A 16,642-nucleotide genomic window follows, 5' to 3' on the forward strand; every position below is an offset into this window, starting at 1 on the left:
GCTCCTCCGATACGTGCGAGCGCAGCGCACGAGCCCGCCGACCATGTCGGCACGGTGCCGGTGGCCGCCGAGGAACTCGCGGCCCCGGTGCAGGGGATTGGTCGGCAGGTCGACGGTGCCGCGGAGCTCGCCCGGGGCGCGGTCGCCCAGGCCGGGCAGACCGCGGGGCTGGTTCAGGAGCTGCGCGAGGCCGCCGGCCGGATCAGAGACGTCGTGCGGCTGATCTCCGACATCGCCGGCCAGACCAACCTGCTGGCGCTCAACGCGACCATCGAAGCGGCCCGCGCCGGCGAGGCCGGCCGGGGCTTCGCCGTGGTGGCGTCGGAGGTGAAGGCGCTCGCCGCGCAGACCGCCAAGGCCACCGACGAGATCACCGGCCAGGTCGGCCGGATCCGGGGCGCGACCGGCCAGACGGTGGGTGCCATCGACGGCATCGCCGGCCAGATCCGCGAGATCGACGGGGTGGCGACCTCGATCGCGGCCGCCGTCGAGCAACAGGGCGCGGCGACCCAGGAGATCGCCCGCAACATCGCCGAGGCTGCCGCCGGGACCGGCTCGGTCACCGGCACGATCGATGCGGTCGCCCGGGCCGCCGACGAGACCGGCACGGCCGCCACCCGGATGCTCGCCTCGGCGGCGAGCCTCTCGGCGCAATCCGAGGCCCTGCGCCGGGAGATCGGCGATTTCCTGCGGACGGTGCGCGCCGCCTGAGCGCTGCGCGTTCGCTCAGGCCACCGCGGCGAGGTGCTTGACCTCGGCGCGGGCGACCACCTTGCCGACTGGCGCGGCCTTGCCGCCGCTGTCTTTCTCGGGGGCCAGAATCGGGGGCGACACCCAGCGGCCGGCTTCGAGCTCGGCGATCCGGCCGTTGATCTCGCGGATCACGTAACGTGAGAACGGGTAGACGTGCAGGTAGATCACCATGTTGGTGACCACCGCCTCCAGGGCCGCCGGATTGTGGCGGGCGGTCTGCAGGAACACGCTCCAGAAATGCTTGGCCAGTTCCGGCCGCCGCACGGTCATCCGCCAGCAGATCCGGAGCAGCGACCCCAGATCGCGCGCGACGTGCCGCCAGTCGAGCTTGTGGGCCGCGAATTTGGGCCGCTTCACCCGGCGGGAGATCTCCCGGACGCGCTCGAAGAAGTTCGGCGGGTCATAGATCTCCGCCAGCACGTCCCGGTAATCGGCCAGCACGTCCTGCTGCGGGCGCAGGGTCACGAAGTTGAGCCCTTGCGTGCAATGGTCGCCCTGCTCGGCGGTGGTGTAGGCGAAGTTCTCGAACAGGCGGCCCTCCTTGCGCAGGCGGCGCGAGAGCTGGGTGTTCGGCATCGCGTAGAGCAGGCCGACCATCGAAATCGGGATGCCGGTCTGGCTGATGCACAGGGACATCGCCGTGCTGATGCTGTCCTTCTCGGTGTCGAAGCCGACGATGAACCCGGCGGTGACGAACATGCCGTGTTCGTAGAGCTTGTGCACGCTGTCGGCGATCGAGCGCTTGGTGTTCTGCTTCTTCTGGGTCTGGATCAGCGTCGCCTCATCGGGCGTCTCGATCCCGGTGAACAGGGCGAAGAAGTTCGCGTCCCGCATCATCCCGAGCAGCTCGTCGTCGTCCGCGAGGTTCAGCGACGCCTCGGTCGAGAACTTGAACGGGTAGCCGTGCGCCTCCTGCCATTTGATCAGGTGCGGCAGGAACAGCTTGATCGCCTTCTTGTTGCCGATCAGGTTGTCGTCGACGAAATCGACATGGCCGCGATGGCCGAGGCCGTAGAGCCGGTCGAGCTCGGCCAGCATCTGCGGCGTGGTCTTGGTCCGCGGCGAGCGGCCGTACAGCTCGATGATGTCGCAGAACTCGCAGGTGAACGGGCAGCCGCGCGAGAACTGGACGCCGATATACAGGTAGTGGCTGAAGGTCAGGAGATCGAAGCGAGGAATCGGGCTGGTGGTGACGTCCGCCTTGAACTTTTCCGCCGTGAACCGGCCACGGCGCGCACCGGATTCCCAGGCCTCCACGAAGGTGGCGAGGATGCCCTCAGCCTCGCCGAGCACCAGGAAGTCGGCCTTGTCGTAGATCTCCGGGGTCGAGGTCGGGGCCGGGCCGCCGACGCAGACCGGGACGCCGAGCGCCAGGCATGTGTCGATCACGACGAGGCAGTCCGGCTCCTGGGGCAACATGCCGCCGGTCATCACCAAGTCGGCCGCCAGGATCTGAGCGTCGCTGAGGTCTTCGCAGTTGCGGTTGACCAGGGTCACCTGCCAGGCCGGCGGCAGCATCGCGGCGAGCGTGATCAGGCCCAGCGGCGGCGCGGGCGCCCGGGCGCCCTGCAGCTCCATGGCCTCCTTGAAGTTCCACATCGAGTTTTCGTAGAACTTCGGGAACACCATCAGCACGCGCGGGGCCCTATTCGCATCCGACATGCTTGTTGTCCTCGTCGCGCCGAAATGAGCCGGCTTAAAAACCGCAGGTCCGAACTCACGATTACGGTCTAACGTGCGGGAGAATTGAGGCCGTTTTTCGCCCCCGCGGCATGCCGAATCGGTTTCGGCGCATGGTCACGGCCCGACGCGGAAACGCTCCGGCTGGGCGCCGTCGGCATCGGTGAAGCCGTAGATCCGGGCGAGATCGCCCGCATGCAGCACCGCGCCGGCCCGGGCGGCGACGTCTGGATCGGCCGCCAGCGCGGCGAGCGCGCGGCCGGCGTAGAGTGGTCCCTCGGTGGCGCGCCCGTCCTGCCCGAGGTCGCGCGCCCGCTCGGTGGCGACGAAGCCCGGCGAGAGCCCGAGCGCGGTCACGCCGTAGGGCGCGAGCTCCCGCCCGAAGGCCAGCGCCAGCCGGTTGGTCGCGGCCTTGGCGGAATCGTAGAACACGTCGCCGAGGTAATCCTCGGTCCCGAACGAGACCAGCGCGATCAGGCCGGTGCGTGCCGCCACCATGGACGGGGCGACGGCGCGGGCGAGCAGCAGCGCCGGCAGCGGCCCGGCCTGGAGGAAACCCAGATACGGCTCGGCCGAGCGGCGCCAGAACGGCGTGCCCCAGCCGGCCCCGTCCGGGTAGCGCTCGCCGTCATAGCCCTCGTTGCCGCCCCAGACGCTGCAGGCCGCGACATCGATCCGCCCGAACCGGCGCAGCACCCAATGCACCAGCGTGTCCGTGGCCCGCTCCGAGCGGTGGTCGCAGAGGTAATGGTGGCCGCGCCCGCCGGCAGCGTCGACCAGGCGGGCGGTGTCCTCGATCGATTCCGGCCGCATCTCGGTGCGCGGGCCGGTCTCGCTGGAACGGGCGGTGACGATCACCGTCGCCCCGGCCTCGCCGAGCGCCCGAGCCAGGCCCCGGCCGACGCCCCGGGAGGCGCCGGCCACCAGGCAGATCTTTTGGGATAGGTCGGGCGTGCTCACGCCGTTGAGGCGGGCTTGGCGCGCGCCAGGAAGGCGGCGAGCCGCTCCTGGGACTCGGTCGAGCGCAGTTGCGCATCGAACGCCCGCGCCTCCGCCTCCAGGGCCGCCTCGACCTGCGCCTGGTCGCCGCGGATCAGGGCGCGGGACGCGGCCAGCGCCCCTGGTGGCAAGGCGGCGAGCTTGGCCGCCTGGGCGATGGCCTGGTCCAGCAGCATGTCGGCCGGCAGCACGGCGTTGACGAGGCCGAGCGCCAGCGCCTCGTCGGCATCGAGCAGGCGGGACAGGAGCAGCAGCTCCGTCGCCTTGAGCCGCCCGACCCGCAGGGGCAGCAGGTAGCTCGACGCCGCCTCCGGTACGAGGCCGAGTTCCACGAACGGCATGCGCAGCCGCGCCGCCGGGCTGGCATAGACGAGGTCGCAATGCAGGCTCAGCGTCGCGCCGATGCCCACCGCGATCCCGTCGATCGCCGCCACCATCGGGGTGCGGGTCCGGGCGAGCTGGCGGATGAAGGCCAGGGCTGGCGAGGCGCTGAAGCCGCCCGCGGCGCCCCCCATGAAGTCGGCGAGGTCGTTGCCGGCGCTGAACATCCCGGGCTGCCCGGCGAACACCACGGCGCCGATTTTTTCGGACGCATCGGCCCCCGCCAGGGCCTCGCGCATCGCATCGTACATCGCCCCGGTGAGCGCGTTCTTCTTCTCGGGGCGGTTCAGGGTGATCAGGCGGACGCCGCCTTCGAGATCGGTGATCGTGACGGTCTCGGCCATGTCCGTTCCCTCAAACCGCCAGCGCCAGCGCAGCATCGTCGGTGAAAGCACCGCCCTCGACGACGCTCTGTTCCAACCCGGCCGCGGCTACCAGAAGATTCTCGGCGTAGAACCGCGCCAGCGCGATCCGGGCGGCGTGGGCCGGGTCGGTCGCGCCGGCCTTCAGGGCCGCCGAGGCCGCGAGCGCGGAGCGGGCCAGGCAGGCGCCGCCGAGCGCCAGGCCGAACAGGCGCAGATACGGGGTCGCGCCGGCCAGGGCCGCGTTCGGGCGGTTGGAGGTCAGGGCCGCGAGCTGGTGGCTCGTCGCCCGGTCGAGGCTGCCGATCCCGTCGCGCAGCCGCGCCGCCATGTGGCCGAAGGCGGGGTCGGATGCCTTGAGCAGCCCCTCCGCGGCCCGCCGCATCCAGGCGATCTGCGACCGGGCGGTGGCGCCGCCGTTGAGCGGCAGCTTGCGGGCGGTGAGGTCGATGGCCTGGATGCCGTTGGTACCCTCGTAGATGCCGAGGATGCGGGCATCGCGCATCAGCTGGGCCGCCCCGGTCTCCTCGACGAAGCCCATGCCGCCATGGACCTGCACGCCGAGCGAAGTCACTTCGTTGGCGAGATCCGTGGCGAACGCCTTGGCCACCGGGGTCAGCAGGGAAGCGCGGTCGAGGGCGCCCTGCCCTTCCGGGCCCCGGGACGCGTCGAGGGCGGCCGCCGTGAGGTAGCAGATGCCGCGAGCGGCGGCCGTATAGGCCTTCATGGTCAGCAGCATGCGCTGCACATCCGGATGTGCGACGATCGGGCTGGTGGATTCGGCGGCCCCGACCGCCCGGCCCTGCCGGCGCTCCTGCGCGTAGGCCAGCGCCCGCTGCGTCGCCGCCTCGGCGACGCCGACGCCTTGGAGGCCGACATTGAGCCGGGCCGCGTTCATCATCGTGAACATGCAGGCCAGGCCCTTGTTCTCCTGCCCGATCAGCCAGCCGGTGGCGCCGCCGTTGTCGCCGAAGGCCATCGAGCAGGTCGGGGAGGCGTGGATGCCGAGCTTGTGCTCGACGCCGGAGCAGCGCAGGTCGTTGGCGGACCCGTCCGGCAGCACCTTCGGCACCAGGAACAGCGAGATGCCGCGGGTACCGGCCGGCGCGTCGGGCAGGCGGGCCAGCACGAGGTGGATGATGTTATCCGCCAGATCGTGCTCGCCGTAGGTGATATAGATCTTGGATCCGGTGATCCGGTAGGTGCCGTCGCCGGCACGCTCGGCCCGGCTGCGTAGCAGGGCGAGGTCCGAGCCCGCCTGCGGCTCGGTCAGGTTCATGGTCGCGGGCCATTCGCCGGTGACGAGCTTTTCCAGGTAGCGCGCCTTCAGCTCGTCGGAGCCGTGGGCCGCCAGGGCCTCGATGCCACCCTGGGTCAGCAGCGGGCAGAGGCCGAAGGCGAGGTTGGCGCCGTTCCACATCTCGGTGCAGGCGGCCTCGACCAGCTTGGGCAGGCCCTGGCCGCCATGGTCGGCCTCGGCCGAAAGGCCGTTCCAGCCGCCTTCGGTGAAGGTGCGATAGGCCTCGCGCCAGCCGGGCGGCGTGGTGACGCGGCCATCCGCCAACGGGCTGCCGTGCCGGTCGCCGACCCGGTTCAGCGGCGCGATCACCCCGGCGGCGATCCGCCCGGCTTCGGTCAGGATCGCCTCGGCGTCCTCCGGGTCGACCCCGTCGAGCCCGGCCACGTGCCGGAGGGTGAACAGCATCTCGGAAACGGGGGCGCGGTAGCTCATCGGGTCGTCGCTCCTCTCGGCCCGCCCGCTTGATATTCCGGGGCGGGTTTGACCGCGCCCCGGCACCGGGGCTACGGCGGCCCCAGGATAGGCGCGCGACGGGCGCGCCGCCATCATCTCGCGCAACGGCTTCCCGCATGAACGATCCCGGGTCAACGGTCCCGGCCGCGACCCGGCGGCTCGATCCCGATGCGGACGGCCTCGCCCAGGCCGCCGCGCTGCTGCGGGCGGGCGGACTCGTGGCTTTCCCCACGGAGACGGTCTACGGGCTCGGGGCCGACGCCACCGACCCCGCCGCCGTGGCGCGGATCTTTGCCGCCAAGGAGCGACCGCGCTTCAACCCGCTGATCGCCCACCTGGCCGACAGGGACACGGCCCTCGCCGAGGGCACTTTTGACGACTCCGCACGGCGCTTAGCCGAGGCGTTCTGGCCCGGCCCCCTGACCCTGGTCGTGCCGGCACATGCCGGCACCCGCGTCTGCGATCTCGCCCGGGCCGGGCTGCCGAGCGTCGCCCTGCGGGTGCCCGGGCATCCGGTCGCCCGCGCCCTGCTGGAGGCCGTCGGCCGGCCGGTGGCGGCACCCTCGGCCAACCGCTCGGGTCGCGTCAGCCCGACCCGGGCCGACCACGTCCTCGACGATCTCGCAGGCCGAATCGCCGCTTTGCTCGACGGGGGGGACACGCCGGTGGGGGTCGAATCAACGGTGGTCGCCTGCCTGGGCGGGTGCCCACGCCTGCTGCGGCCGGGCGGGATCACCCGGGATGCGCTCCGCGCCGTGCTGGGCTTCGACCCGGCCGCCCCCGCGGCGGCGGATTCCGAGACACCGGTCGGCCCCGGCATGCTCGCCTCGCATTACGCCCCCCGGGCGCGGGTGCGTCTTGACGTAGAGCGCGTGGAGCCCGGCGAGGCGTTGCTGCTGTTCGGGTTCGGGCGGCCCGAGGGCCACGAACGGGCGCGGGCGGTGCTGAACCTGAGCCCCGCGGGCGATCCGACCGAGGCGGCGGCCCGGCTGTTCGGGGCTTTGCGCGATCTCGACGCTTCAGGGGCCGCCACCATCGCGGTGGTCGCGATCCCCGCGGAGGGCCTGGGCGAAGCGATCCGGGACCGTCTGGCCCGGGCCGCCGCACCCCGCTGACGGCAAAAGTATTTTATCGACGGCCCGGAACAGACCGGACCGTCGACCGTTCATTGATCACGAAGGCCTTCTCAGCCCCCAAATGGCCTTTTTCCTTCAAGGCTCGGAGCAATCCGAGCCTTTTTTCTTGCGCGGGCTCCTCAGGCCAGCTTGGCCGCGATCCCGGCGACGTGGCGGCCCTGGAACCGGGCGCCGTCCAGTTCGACCGCGCTCGGCTGGCGCGAGCCGTCGCCGTCCGCGATGGTGCTGGCGCCGTAGGGCGTGTTGCCTTTTACCGCCTCGACGCCCGCCTGACCCGGGAACGAATAGGGCAGGCCGACCACCACCATGCCGTGGTGGAACAGCACCGTGTGGAAGCTCGTCAGCGTCGTCTCCTGACCGCCATGCTGGGAGGCCGTCGAGGTGAACACCGAGCCGACCTTGCCGACCAGCGCGCCCTTCATCCACAGGCCGCCGGTCTGGTCGATGAACTGCTTCATCTGCGAGGCCATGTTGCCGTAGCGGGTCGGCGTGCCGAAGATGATCGCATCGTATTCGGCGAGTTCGTCGACGGTGGCGATCGGCGCGGCCTGATCGAGCTTGAAATGGCTCTGCCGGGCGACCTCCTCGGGCACCAGCTCCGGCACGCGCTTGACCACCACGTCGGCTCCAGCCTCCCGGGCGCCCTCGGCGACCGCGTAGGCCATCTGCTCCACATGTCCGTAGGTCGAGTAGTACAGCACCAGAACCTTGGCCATCGCGCGATCTCTCGTCTCGGGTTGCGGAATGCCGCCGGACTCAGCCGGCGGCACGATGGCGTCTCCATCGCGCATTTCGTGGTTTGCAAAAATGCCCTTCCGCGCAAGAATAGGCTTGCAGCCACGCAAGAAAGCCGGCGTTTTGCTCGACTGGGACGAGTTCCGCTTCGTGAAGGCAGTGGCCGAAAGGGGCGGCCTGACCGCGGCTGCAGCGCAACTCGGGATCAACCATTCCACGGCGTTCCGGCGACTCGGATCGATCGAGGCACGGCTCGACGCGCGCCTGTTCGAGCGCCTCCGCACCGGCTACGTGCCGACCCCGGCCGGCTTGGCGATGATCGAGGCTGCTGCCCGGATCGAGACCGACGTGGCCCAGTTCTCCCGGACGATTGCCGGCCAGGAACAGGCGCCGTCGGGCGAGTTGCGCGTGACCGCCCCGGTGAATGTCGCCACCGGGCTTCTCATGCCGATCTTGGCGACGTTCTGCGCGCGCTATCCGCAGATCCGCCTCGACCTGATCCTGGCCGAGGCAGCGCTGAACCTGTCGCGCCGGGACGCCGACGTGGCGATCCGCGCGAGCCGAAATCCGAGCGAGACGCTGGTCGGACGACGCCTGACCGGCCTCGCCTGGGCGGTCTACGGACAGGCAGACCGGGTCTATGGCGATCTCGCGGCCGAGGACTGGGTCGTCCCCGGTTCGGCCGTGGCGGGTAGCCTGTTCACGCCCTTCATCGAGGCGCGGGTTCCGGCCGAGCAGGTCAGGCTACGGATCAACACGGTGACGGGGTTGACCGCTGCCGTGGCGGCCGGGATCGGGATCGGCCCGTTGCCCTGCTTCGAGGGCGATGCCGAGCGCGGTCTGCGCCGGCTATCAGGCCCACACCCGGAGATCGCGGCCGACCTCTGGATGCTGACCCATCCCGACCTGCGCCATGCCGGGCGGGTCCGGGCCTTCATGGATCACCTCGCCGAGGCGATCCTGCCCCTGCGGGCGCGCTTCGAAGGTCGGTGACCTTCGTTCAGGCGCGGATCTCCACCACCTCGACCTCATGGCCGTTGACCTCGACCACGTCGCCGACGCTCTTGCCGGTAATCGCGTGGGCGAGCGGAGCCACGTAGGAGATCGAGCCCTTGTGCGGATCGGCCTCGTCCTCGCCGACGATGCGGAAGGTCTGTCGGGTCTCCTTGCCGGATTCATCCTCGCGCAGAATCGTGACGGTGGCACCGAAATGCACCGTTTGGCCGTCGATCGGCTCCACCACCTGCGCGGTGTTCTTGCGGGCGAGCCAGTAGCGCAGGTCCCGCCCGATCCGGGAATCCTCCGCCTTGTCGGCGTGATCCAGGGTGGACAGTTCCCGCTCGAGGCGCGCGACCTCGGCCTCGATCTGCGCCAATCCCTCGGGGGTGACGAAGTTCGTATGGGGCGAGACGGGGCGGTCTGGCAGGTTCTCGAAGGCTTCTCCGCCTTCAGGCTCTTTGACGAATGCGACACTCATAAGGGAAGCAATGCGGCCGGAACGGCAACGGTTCCAGCCAGCCTCCAGCTGGCCGCGCCCGAGCCGGATCGACACTGTCCCGGCGCACCCGTCCGGTAGAGTCCCGCCAACAGAATCGAAGGTCCTGCGTTTTGTTTCGCGCACCATTCGTGCGAGAGAACGGGCTCTTCGAAAGACCTTCGGGGCCGCCGATGCCGTCTCCATCCTTTTCCGATGCCATCGCGGCCAACCGTAAAGCCTGGGACGCCTCCGCCCCGCTCCACCGCGACGACCCATCCTGGAATCGACTGGTGCACAACTTCGCCAGCAACCCCGAATTCTCCTGGTTCGACCCGCCGATGGAGCATGCGCTGCGCGCGATCGGTCTCGAACACAGCAATGTCGCGCAGCTCTGCTGCAACAACGGCCGGGAAACCGTGTCCCTGATGAATCTCGATGCCCGGGCGGCAACCGGGTTCGACCAGTCGGAAGCTTTCCTGGATCAGGCTCGGGAGCTCGCCCGGATCGCCGGGCGCGCCTGCCGGTTCGTCGCCGGCGACGTGCATGCGATCGATGCGCAGTACGATGGCCGCTTCGACCTCGTGGTGATCACGATCGGCGTGCTCGGCTGGATGCCCGACCTCGCCCGGTTTATGGCCGTCCCGGCGCGCTTGCTGCGCCCCGGCGGGCGGATCCTCATCCACGAGGAGCACCCTGTCGCGAACCTATTCGAGCCGAAGCAGGAGCCGCCGCTCCTGGTCCGGCACTCCTATTTCCGCGATGCGCCGTTCGTGGGCGAGAACGCCATCGTGTACGGGGACGGTCCGGCGCCGCAGGTCGGACCGCATTACTGGTTCGTGCATCCCATAAGCCGAGTGATCGAGAGCCTGATCGGCGCGGGGCTCGCGATCGAGCGCTTCCAGGAATTCCCGGACAACATCAGCACGACGGCCCACGAGGCCCTCGCCGCCGGCCGGCTGCTGCCGCTGAGCTACCTGCTCCAAGCCCGGAAGGGGCCTTAGCCGACCTCCACCACGGTCCGCCCGCGGATCCGGCCGGCTAGGATCTCTTCGCCGAGCCGGCCGACCTCCTCCAGGCGGACCCGGGTCGTCATGCTGGCGAGCTTCTCCAGATCGAGTTCCCGGGCAAGGCGCGCCCAGGCCTCGCGGCGCTTCTTCTGCGGGGTGGTGACGCTGTTGATCCCGAGCAGGGAGACGCCGCGCAGGATGAACGGCGCCACGGAGGTCGGCAGGTCCATGCCCTGGGCGAGACCGCAGGCGGCGACCGCACCGTCGGCCCGGGTCTGCGCCAGCACGTTGGCCAGGGTGGTCGAGCCGACGGCGTCGACGCCCGCCGCCCAGCGCTCCTTGCCGAGCGGCTTGCCGGGCTTGGACAGCTCCGCCCGGTCGAGGATCTCGGCGGCGCCGAGGCCCTTGAGGTAATCGGCCTCGCCGTCCCGGCCCGTGGAGGCGATCACGTGCCAGCCGGCCCGGGCCAGCAGCGCCACCGCCACCGAGCCGACGCCGCCCGAGGCCCCAGTGACGATCACGGGTCCATGCTCCGGCGTCAGCCCGTGGGCGTCTAGGGCGATCCGGCACAGCATCGCGGTGTAGCCCGCGGTGCCGATCGCCATGGCCTGTTCGGGCGTGAGACCCTGCGGCAGCGGCACCAGCCAGTCGCCCTTGACCCGGGCGCGCTCCGCATAGGCGCCGAGATGGGTCTCGCCGACGCCCCAGCCGGTGAGCACCACCGCGTCGCCCGGCTTGTACTCGGGGTGATCCGAGGTCTCGACGATCCCTGAGAAATCGATGCCGGGGATCATCGGGAAGCGGCGCACCACCGGTGATGCGCCGGTGAGTGCGAGCCCGTCCTTGTAGTTCAGGGTCGAGTGCGTCACCCGGACCGTGACGTCACCGTCCATCAGGTCGGCGTCGTCGAAATCCCGGAAGGCGAGGCTCTGCCCAGCCTCGCCCTTGTCCACAACCCAGGCCTTGAACGTCCCCATTGCCGCCTCCCATGCTTCCGCGGTGAGGTGTCGCCGGGGCGTCCGGAATCAAGGCGGCCGGGGCCAAAGACGGGCCGCCGAATATCAGTAGCCGTCGTATTGGCTGCCCGTGGAGAAGCCGAGGCCGACACCGACATCCGCCGAGCTGGCGCCGGTGATGCCCACGGCGTCCGGAATCGAGCCGACCAGCGGGCCGCCATAGGACGCGGCGCGATAACCGCCCCCGTAGCCGCCGCCGAGCGGTACCCAGCCTGAGCGGGCCGGGGCCACTTGGACGCGCCGGGAGACGGTGGCGTATTCCGGCGGGATCGTCTCGGGGATCGACTGCGCGGGCCGCACCAGCACGGTGCGGGTGCGCAGGGCGAAGCGCGGCGGCGTGGTGACCCAGCAGCCGATCAGCTCGCCGCCGGGACCACGGCTCGTTTGCCAGAAGCGCCCACCGGGCGCGACCATCACGCGCTCGGACACCGTGTCGTAGACCGGCGGCGTGGTGCGGTAGACGGTGCGCGGCGGCCGCACCAGCACGTTCTCCTGCACGGTGTCGTAGACCGGCGGGGTCGTGACGTGGCGGTAGCATTCGGAGCCGTAGCAGCCGCCCGCCTGCGCGGGGGCGGCGAACAGCAGGCCGCCGAAGGCGGCGGCGAGAAGGGTGGAGCGTGCGACCGGGGCGGTCATGGAAGTCCTCTGGTACGCGGTACGGGCGAGATGCTGCGCAAAGGCGGCGCTGGTCTCGACGCACTACAGTCCAGAGTCGTTGCCCGACTCGCAAGCAGAGTTCAAAAGGAAGGTAAAATTACCCTCGGTCCCGATTGCGTAGTTACTGAATGCTTAGGTAACTTTCGACAATCGATCGCATCGTCCCGCGCACGATGACTCTCCGGTCGGCCGCCTCCGCGGCGCAGCGACATCCGGTGGGATGAGGTTCAATCTCGAATGCCGGCCAGCGCCAAAGTGACAGGTGCAAACGTGCCCGCTACCGTGGCCCCGTTGGGCGCACCCTCCCGTCACGAAGGCGCCGGGCCACCGGCGCTTACGGCGGAGTAGCCGACCGCCGTCGTTCGAGTAGGCAGACGGGAAGGGGGTGAGCGATGTGTGGATGATTCCGCTTGTGCGGATCACCATTGCGAGGAACCCGAGCGGTGAGTGGTCTGTGACCATCACGCTCGGGCTCGCGTAATACGTAGCTAGCTGGCTACCCAACAAGAGGGTCCGCGGGTGGCCCCCCGCGGGCTCTCGCCTACACTATGTGGGCCTCAGCCCACGAATGCAAACGTCCGCGCAGGCAAGAGAAGCCCCTGTCGCGGCAGGCCGCTCAGGTCTGCCCGGGCTTGAGCTGATAAAAAATGTGCCGCCCGATGACGTCCATCTTGCGCAGGCGCCGCGCCCAGCGCGGCTGCACGTAATCGGCGTGGTAGTGGGTGGCGGCCCCGACCTCGGCCAGGTAGGTCCGGCCCTCGATCACCGAGCGGGCGATCCGGGTCGCCGAGTCCCAGGCGCCGGCATCGGTGATGCGCAGGGACTTGCCCTCGCAGGCGAAGGAGAACTGGCAGCCCATGTAGCGGTGCCGGTTCTGGTAGACGACGCCGCAGACGCTGCTCGGGTAGAGGCCGCTCTTCACCCGGTTGAGCACCACCTGGGCCACGGCGGCGCGTCCGGTCTCGGACTCGCTCCGGGCCTCGAAATAGACCGCCTCGGACAAGCAGCGCTGCTCCTTATCGAGGGAATCCGGGTCGATCAGGTCGGCGTAGCGCCGGCTGGCATCCTCCGGGACCGATTGCAGGATCTCCCGGCGCTCCGGACGGATCGCAAAATCGGGCTGCGCCAGGCTCGCGGCCGCCACCTCGATCGGGATCGCGTCGGCCGGCGCGGGCGTGGTCGAGGACAGGGCCACGGCCCGGGGCACGGGCGGGGTCGAGCCGTCGTAGCGGCGCTCGGTTTCGCCATCCTCGGTCAGGTCGGCGCTGCCCTCGCCCGTGGAGGCGGCGGTGCCGGACCCCGTGGTCAGACCGAGATCGGGCACCGGCACGAAGCCGGCCTCCGGCTCGGCCTCGGGATCCCAGACCGCCGAGCCCGCGCTCAGCACGCCGCTGACGCTGCCGGTGACGTCGCCGAACACCAGGGCGGCCCCGCTCTCGCGCAGCGATGCGGCGCGGCGAGCAAAGCTCGCGGCCGGCGGCTGCGACGGGTCGCCCTTGGCCTGGCGCTGCACCACCGGGAAGACATGCGCGCCGGTCTTGAACACGGACTGGAGCGTTTCGTCAGCGCTGCGCCGCAGGGCCGATCCGATCAGCGCGGTGCCGGGCGGCAGGGCCGGCACCGTGAAGGCGTCGATCGCCCCCAGCCGGCTCGACCCGATCGCGTTCTCGGTCCCGGCATCGGCCGTGAACGAGACCAACAGGCCCAGCCCCGCCAGCCAGGGCGTGAAGGCGGCCGAGAGCCAGCGCAGGCTCGATTCCCGTCGTCCTCGTCTCGCACGCACGGCTACAGACCCGTTCCGATCAGCCCATCCGCGATCCTGAGCGCCGATCACGGCGGTTCCGGTGCGGTCCGGGATTTATCGGCCGGTATGGTTGAAGCCGGGTTAAGCGCGCCTGCCGGCGCGCGTCCGAAAGGGGACGGCGCTATCGCCCATGCCGGTCTCAGCCGCCGGGAGGCTCGAGGCGAGGTGCCCAATCCTCGACCACGCCGCGCTCGAGGCGCCGCCGGGCCAGCGCCCGCCAGGAGGGCGACAGCGCCTCGAGTTCCGCGATGCCGGCGAGGGCGGCGCGATCCAGCCGGTCCACGTAGAAGGCCCGCAGGAGCCGGGCGAGCGGCCAAGCCGGATGCGGCCGGTCGATCAGGCGCAGGCGGTCGCCCGCCGCGATCACCCCCGGCTCGACGACGCGGTAATACCAGCCGGTTCGCCCGCTCGCCTGGACCCTGCGGGCCATGTCGGCGGCGCCGAAGCGGTGGTTGAGCTTCCAGCAGGGCTGCCGGGCCTGGCTGACCTGCAGCAGGGCCGACCCGGCGCGCCACAGATCGCCGACGCAGATGTCGTTTTCGGTCAGGCCGATGGTCGACAAGTTCTCGCCGAAGGCTCCGGGCCGTGCGAGGAGCGCCGGCTCAGGTCCCGGCAGTTCCTGCCGCCAGCCGGCGTAATGATCGAACGCGTAATGGTGCACGGCCTTCTCGGGGCCGCCGTGATGGCGCAGGTCCGCCTGCTCGTCGCCCTCCAGCCCGTTCGGGCCGACCGCGACCGGGCGGCCGAGGGGTACCTTGGCGATGGCACTGCGAAAGCCGGTCGTGCCCAGGGGCGCGCTCGGCCCGGCCAGCACCACGTCGATCGCGACATCCGTCACAGCCTCGGTCATGCGAGCCCGCCGAGCCATTCGCCGAGGCAGCGCCGTCCCACCTCGGCGGCGCCCGGACCGTACCGACGCGCATCGTCGCGCAAAGCCGGCACCGACACGCCCGGCGTCGCCGCGATCTCGACCGCATGGCCGATCAGCCATCGCTCGAAACCCTGCCCGTCCGCCTCGGGGTGGAACTGGAAGCCCAGCCCGTGCCGGCCGAGCGCGAAGGCTTGGTTGGGGCAGAGCGGCGTGGCGGCCAAGCGCTCGGCGCCGGGCGGGAGATCGAGAACGTCGCCGTGCCAGTGCAGCACCGGCACGCGGTCGAGGTGCCGCAATGGGCCGGCTCGGCCGCGATCGGTCAGTTCCACCTGCGCCCAGCCGATCTCCTTGCCCGGCCCGGGGGCGACCCGGGCGCCGAGGGCGGCGGCCATCAGCTGGGCGCCGACGCAGATCCCGAGGGTCGGCGCGCCGGCCGCGAGCCGGGCCCGCAGGGCTTCGCGCTCGCCGCGCAGGAACGGGTAGAGGTCGTCCTCGTAGGCGCCGACCGGCCCGCCGAGCACGACCAGCAGGTCTGCCCGCCGGCCGTCTTCCGGATCCGGCGCATTGAGCCCGGCCTCCTGGTAGCGGACGGCGTAGCCCGCTCGCTCGATCGGTGCGGCGAAGGCGCCAAGATCCTCGAAAGCGACGTGGCGGATGACGAGGGCGATGCGCATGGACCGGACCCGGCTCGAGGTCGACCCGGAGCGTCCAAGAGCGCCCCGAGTCGGACAACGTGTTGTCCTAAGGCATAAGGGTTGCCCGTATGGGGCGCAACCGGCATGGTCCCGCCATGTCGATCCTCGCCGGCCGCATCCGCGCCTTCCGCCACCGCCGCGGCCTGACCCTCGAAGCGCTGGCCGCCGCCGCCGGCATCCACAAGGGGCACCTGTCCCGGATCGAGCGCGGTGAGAAGGCGCCCTCGGTCGGGACCCTCGAAGCGATCGCTCATGCGCTGGGCGCCCAGATGGCAGAGCTGTTCGGCGAATCGGCCGGGGCCGCCGACCTGGTCGTGGTGCGACGAGCAGATCGCACCGTGGTCCAGGATCCGGCCTACGGGATACAGGCCGTCATACCCGGAGCCGCCGGCCGGGCCGGGGCGCTGTACATCGTGGAGCCCGGCGACGCGTTCCTCACCCAGGATCGGCCGAGCCATGGCGGCCAGGAGATCGCCTACGTGCTGGAGGGCGCGGTCGAGCTGGCGGTCGCGGACCGGCTCATCGCGCTGAGCGCCGGCGATTGCGCCACCTACGATGCCGGCCTGCCCCATCGGCTGCGCCGGCTCGGGGGGCGCAAGGCCGCCGTGCTGGTCTTCGTGGCCGGCTGATACGCGAGCCGGCAAAAAGAAAGGGCGGCCACTCGGCCGCCCTTTCCCGCGTCTGCGTTTCCGAGCCGATCACTCAGCGGCGGGCGGAAGTCCCTCGATCGGATCCGCGGCGCTGCCGGCCTGCTTCTGCTGCAGGATCATCGCGTCGCGGCGGCGTGCCACCGCGCGGATGTCGGCCACCATCGAACCCGTGCCCGCCGGGATGAGCGAGCCGACGATGACGTTCTCCTTCAGGCCTTCCAGATGGTCGACCTTGCCGTTGACCGCGGCCTCGGTGAGCACCCGGGTCGTCTCCTGGAACGAGGCCGCCGAGATGAACGACTTCGTCTGCAGGGACGCCTTGGTGATGCCGAGCAGGACCGGCACGCCCTGGATCGGCTTCTTGCCCTCGGCAAGCAGCTTGTCGTTGAACTCGGTCAGCTCCGTCCGATCGATCTGATCACCCGCGAGGATGTCCGAATCGCCGCCGTCGGTGATCTCGACCTTCTGCAGCATCTGCCGGACGATCACCTCGATGTGCTTGTCGTTGATCGACACGCCCTGCAGCCGGTAGACTTCCTGGATCTCGTTGACGAGGTAGGCCGCAAGTTCCTCGACGCCCTTGATCGCCAGGATGTCGTGCGGCGCCGGGTTTCCATCGACGATGTAATCGCCGAGCTCCACCACGTCACCGTCCTGCAGGTGGAT

Annotated in this window: 16 protein-coding genes and 1 pseudogene; 5 read left to right on the forward strand and 12 right to left on the reverse strand. The window is 70.6% G+C overall.

The window, feature by feature from the left end; translation table 11 throughout:
* On the forward strand, nucleotides 1–711 hold a 711-nt coding region (locus tag MKL09_RS26830; protein WP_244025054.1), incomplete at its 5' end, for a methyl-accepting chemotaxis protein.
* Nucleotides 712–726: 15 nt separating this feature from the next.
* Here the strand turns inward: MKL09_RS26830 and MKL09_RS26835 are convergent.
* The 4 genes from MKL09_RS26835 to MKL09_RS26850 all read right to left on the reverse strand — a co-directional run bounded on the left by MKL09_RS26835 (nucleotide 727) and on the right by MKL09_RS26850 (nucleotide 5,907).
* On the reverse strand, nucleotides 727–2,415 hold the full coding sequence (locus MKL09_RS26835; protein WP_244025055.1) for a B12-binding domain-containing radical SAM protein: 1,689 nt from the start codon (nucleotides 2,413–2,415) through the stop codon (nucleotides 727–729).
* A gap of 135 nt (nucleotides 2,416–2,550) precedes the next feature.
* Nucleotides 2,551–3,357: an SDR family NAD(P)-dependent oxidoreductase gene (locus MKL09_RS26840; RefSeq protein ID WP_244025067.1), complete on the reverse strand. Its 807-nt coding sequence runs from the start codon at nucleotides 3,355–3,357 to the stop codon at nucleotides 2,551–2,553.
* 32 nt (nucleotides 3,358–3,389) lie between these two features.
* Nucleotides 3,390–4,157 carry an enoyl-CoA hydratase-related protein gene (locus MKL09_RS26845; RefSeq protein WP_244025056.1) on the reverse strand — a complete coding sequence of 256 codons (768 nt, stop codon included), beginning with the start codon at nucleotides 4,155–4,157 and terminating at the stop codon, nucleotides 3,390–3,392.
* 10 nt (nucleotides 4,158–4,167) lie between these two features.
* Nucleotides 4,168–5,907 (reverse strand): acyl-CoA dehydrogenase, encoded by a 1,740-nt coding sequence (locus tag MKL09_RS26850; RefSeq protein WP_244025057.1) that lies wholly within the window; start codon nucleotides 5,905–5,907, stop codon nucleotides 4,168–4,170.
* Nucleotides 5,908–6,044: 137 nt separating this feature from the next.
* Here MKL09_RS26850 and MKL09_RS26855 point away from each other — a divergent pair, with 137 nt between their 5' ends.
* Nucleotides 6,045–7,043 carry an L-threonylcarbamoyladenylate synthase gene (locus MKL09_RS26855; RefSeq protein WP_244025058.1) on the forward strand — a complete coding sequence of 333 codons (999 nt, stop codon included), beginning with the start codon at nucleotides 6,045–6,047 and terminating at the stop codon, nucleotides 7,041–7,043.
* 140 nt (nucleotides 7,044–7,183) lie between these two features.
* Here MKL09_RS26855 and wrbA read toward each other — a convergent pair whose 3' ends face one another.
* Nucleotides 7,184–7,780: an NAD(P)H:quinone oxidoreductase gene (gene wrbA, locus MKL09_RS26860; protein ID WP_244025059.1), complete on the reverse strand. Its 597-nt coding sequence runs from the start codon at nucleotides 7,778–7,780 to the stop codon at nucleotides 7,184–7,186.
* A 115-nt stretch (nucleotides 7,781–7,895) separates the two neighbouring features.
* Here wrbA and MKL09_RS26865 point away from each other — a divergent pair, with 115 nt between their 5' ends.
* Entirely contained in the window at nucleotides 7,896–8,792 is an 897-nt protein-coding gene (locus tag MKL09_RS26865) for a LysR family transcriptional regulator (RefSeq protein WP_244025060.1), read from the forward strand.
* A 7-nt stretch (nucleotides 8,793–8,799) separates the two neighbouring features.
* On the opposite strand, the gene greA is transcribed toward MKL09_RS26865, so the two are convergent.
* Nucleotides 8,800–9,276 (reverse strand): transcription elongation factor GreA, encoded by a 477-nt coding sequence (gene greA / locus MKL09_RS26870; protein WP_244025068.1) that lies wholly within the window; start codon nucleotides 9,274–9,276, stop codon nucleotides 8,800–8,802.
* A 191-nt stretch (nucleotides 9,277–9,467) separates the two neighbouring features.
* Here greA and MKL09_RS26875 point away from each other — a divergent pair, with 191 nt between their 5' ends.
* Nucleotides 9,468–10,277, forward strand: coding sequence for a class I SAM-dependent methyltransferase (locus tag MKL09_RS26875; RefSeq protein WP_244025061.1), 810 nt, complete (start codon nucleotides 9,468–9,470; stop codon nucleotides 10,275–10,277).
* Here MKL09_RS26875 and MKL09_RS26880 read toward each other — a convergent pair.
* The 5 genes from MKL09_RS26880 to MKL09_RS26900 form a co-directional block, all read right to left on the reverse strand.
* Nucleotides 10,274–11,260, reverse strand: coding sequence for an MDR family oxidoreductase (locus tag MKL09_RS26880; protein ID WP_244025062.1), 987 nt, complete (start codon nucleotides 11,258–11,260; stop codon nucleotides 10,274–10,276). The genes MKL09_RS26875 and MKL09_RS26880 overlap by 4 nt on opposite strands.
* An 84-nt stretch (nucleotides 11,261–11,344) precedes the next feature.
* Nucleotides 11,345–11,935, reverse strand: a complete 591-nt coding sequence (locus tag MKL09_RS26885) for a hypothetical protein (protein WP_244025063.1) — start codon at nucleotides 11,933–11,935, stop codon at nucleotides 11,345–11,347.
* 637 nt (nucleotides 11,936–12,572) lie between these two features.
* Nucleotides 12,573–13,673, reverse strand: coding sequence for a cell wall hydrolase (locus MKL09_RS26890; RefSeq protein ID WP_244025069.1), 1,101 nt, complete (start codon nucleotides 13,671–13,673; stop codon nucleotides 12,573–12,575).
* Between the two features lie 226 nt (nucleotides 13,674–13,899).
* Nucleotides 13,900–14,610, reverse strand: a complete 711-nt coding sequence (locus MKL09_RS26895; RefSeq protein WP_244025064.1) for an MOSC domain-containing protein — start codon at nucleotides 14,608–14,610, stop codon at nucleotides 13,900–13,902.
* Entirely contained in the window at nucleotides 14,607–15,305 is a 699-nt protein-coding gene (locus MKL09_RS26900) for a glutamine amidotransferase (protein ID WP_244025065.1), read from the reverse strand. The genes MKL09_RS26895 and MKL09_RS26900 overlap by 4 nt, the downstream gene beginning before the upstream one ends.
* Nucleotides 15,306–15,421: 116 nt before the next feature.
* Here MKL09_RS26900 and MKL09_RS26905 point away from each other — a divergent pair, with 116 nt between their 5' ends.
* Nucleotides 15,422–15,955, forward strand: a complete 534-nt coding sequence (locus MKL09_RS26905) for a helix-turn-helix domain-containing protein (RefSeq protein WP_244025066.1) — start codon at nucleotides 15,422–15,424, stop codon at nucleotides 15,953–15,955.
* 69 nt (nucleotides 15,956–16,024) lie between these two features.
* Here MKL09_RS26905 and MKL09_RS26910 read toward each other — a convergent pair.
* Nucleotides 16,025–16,642: pseudogene (locus MKL09_RS26910) on the reverse strand (DNA-directed RNA polymerase subunit beta'); the annotation flags it as partial.

The organism is Methylobacterium sp. J-048 (assembly GCF_022829515.1).
In the GTDB taxonomy this organism is placed as follows: Bacteria; Pseudomonadota; Alphaproteobacteria; order Rhizobiales; family Beijerinckiaceae; genus Methylobacterium.

Excerpts from the sequence above, each read along its gene's own strand:
- MKL09_RS26835 (WP_244025055.1), bottom strand. The coding sequence starts at position 2,415 with ATGTCGGATGCGAATAGGGCCCCGCGCGTGCTGATGGTGTTCCCGAAG.
- MKL09_RS26845 (WP_244025056.1), bottom strand. The coding sequence starts at position 4,157 with ATGGCCGAGACCGTCACGATCACCGATCTCGAAGGCGGCGTCCGCCTG.
- MKL09_RS26850 (WP_244025057.1), bottom strand. The coding sequence starts at position 5,907 with ATGAGCTACCGCGCCCCCGTTTCCGAGATGCTGTTCACCCTCCGGCAC.
- MKL09_RS26855 (WP_244025058.1), top strand. The coding sequence starts at position 6,045 with ATGAACGATCCCGGGTCAACGGTCCCGGCCGCGACCCGGCGGCTCGAT.
- wrbA (WP_244025059.1), bottom strand. The coding sequence starts at position 7,780 with ATGGCCAAGGTTCTGGTGCTGTACTACTCGACCTACGGACATGTGGAG.
- greA (WP_244025068.1), bottom strand. The coding sequence starts at position 9,276 with ATGAGTGTCGCATTCGTCAAAGAGCCTGAAGGCGGAGAAGCCTTCGAG.
- MKL09_RS26875 (WP_244025061.1), top strand. The coding sequence starts at position 9,468 with ATGCCGTCTCCATCCTTTTCCGATGCCATCGCGGCCAACCGTAAAGCC.
- MKL09_RS26880 (WP_244025062.1), bottom strand. The coding sequence starts at position 11,260 with ATGGGGACGTTCAAGGCCTGGGTTGTGGACAAGGGCGAGGCTGGGCAG.
- MKL09_RS26885 (WP_244025063.1), bottom strand. The coding sequence starts at position 11,935 with ATGACCGCCCCGGTCGCACGCTCCACCCTTCTCGCCGCCGCCTTCGGC.
- MKL09_RS26895 (WP_244025064.1), bottom strand. The coding sequence starts at position 14,610 with ATGACCGAGGCTGTGACGGATGTCGCGATCGACGTGGTGCTGGCCGGG.
- MKL09_RS26900 (WP_244025065.1), bottom strand. The coding sequence starts at position 15,305 with ATGCGCATCGCCCTCGTCATCCGCCACGTCGCTTTCGAGGATCTTGGC.
- MKL09_RS26905 (WP_244025066.1), top strand. The coding sequence starts at position 15,422 with ATGTCGATCCTCGCCGGCCGCATCCGCGCCTTCCGCCACCGCCGCGGC.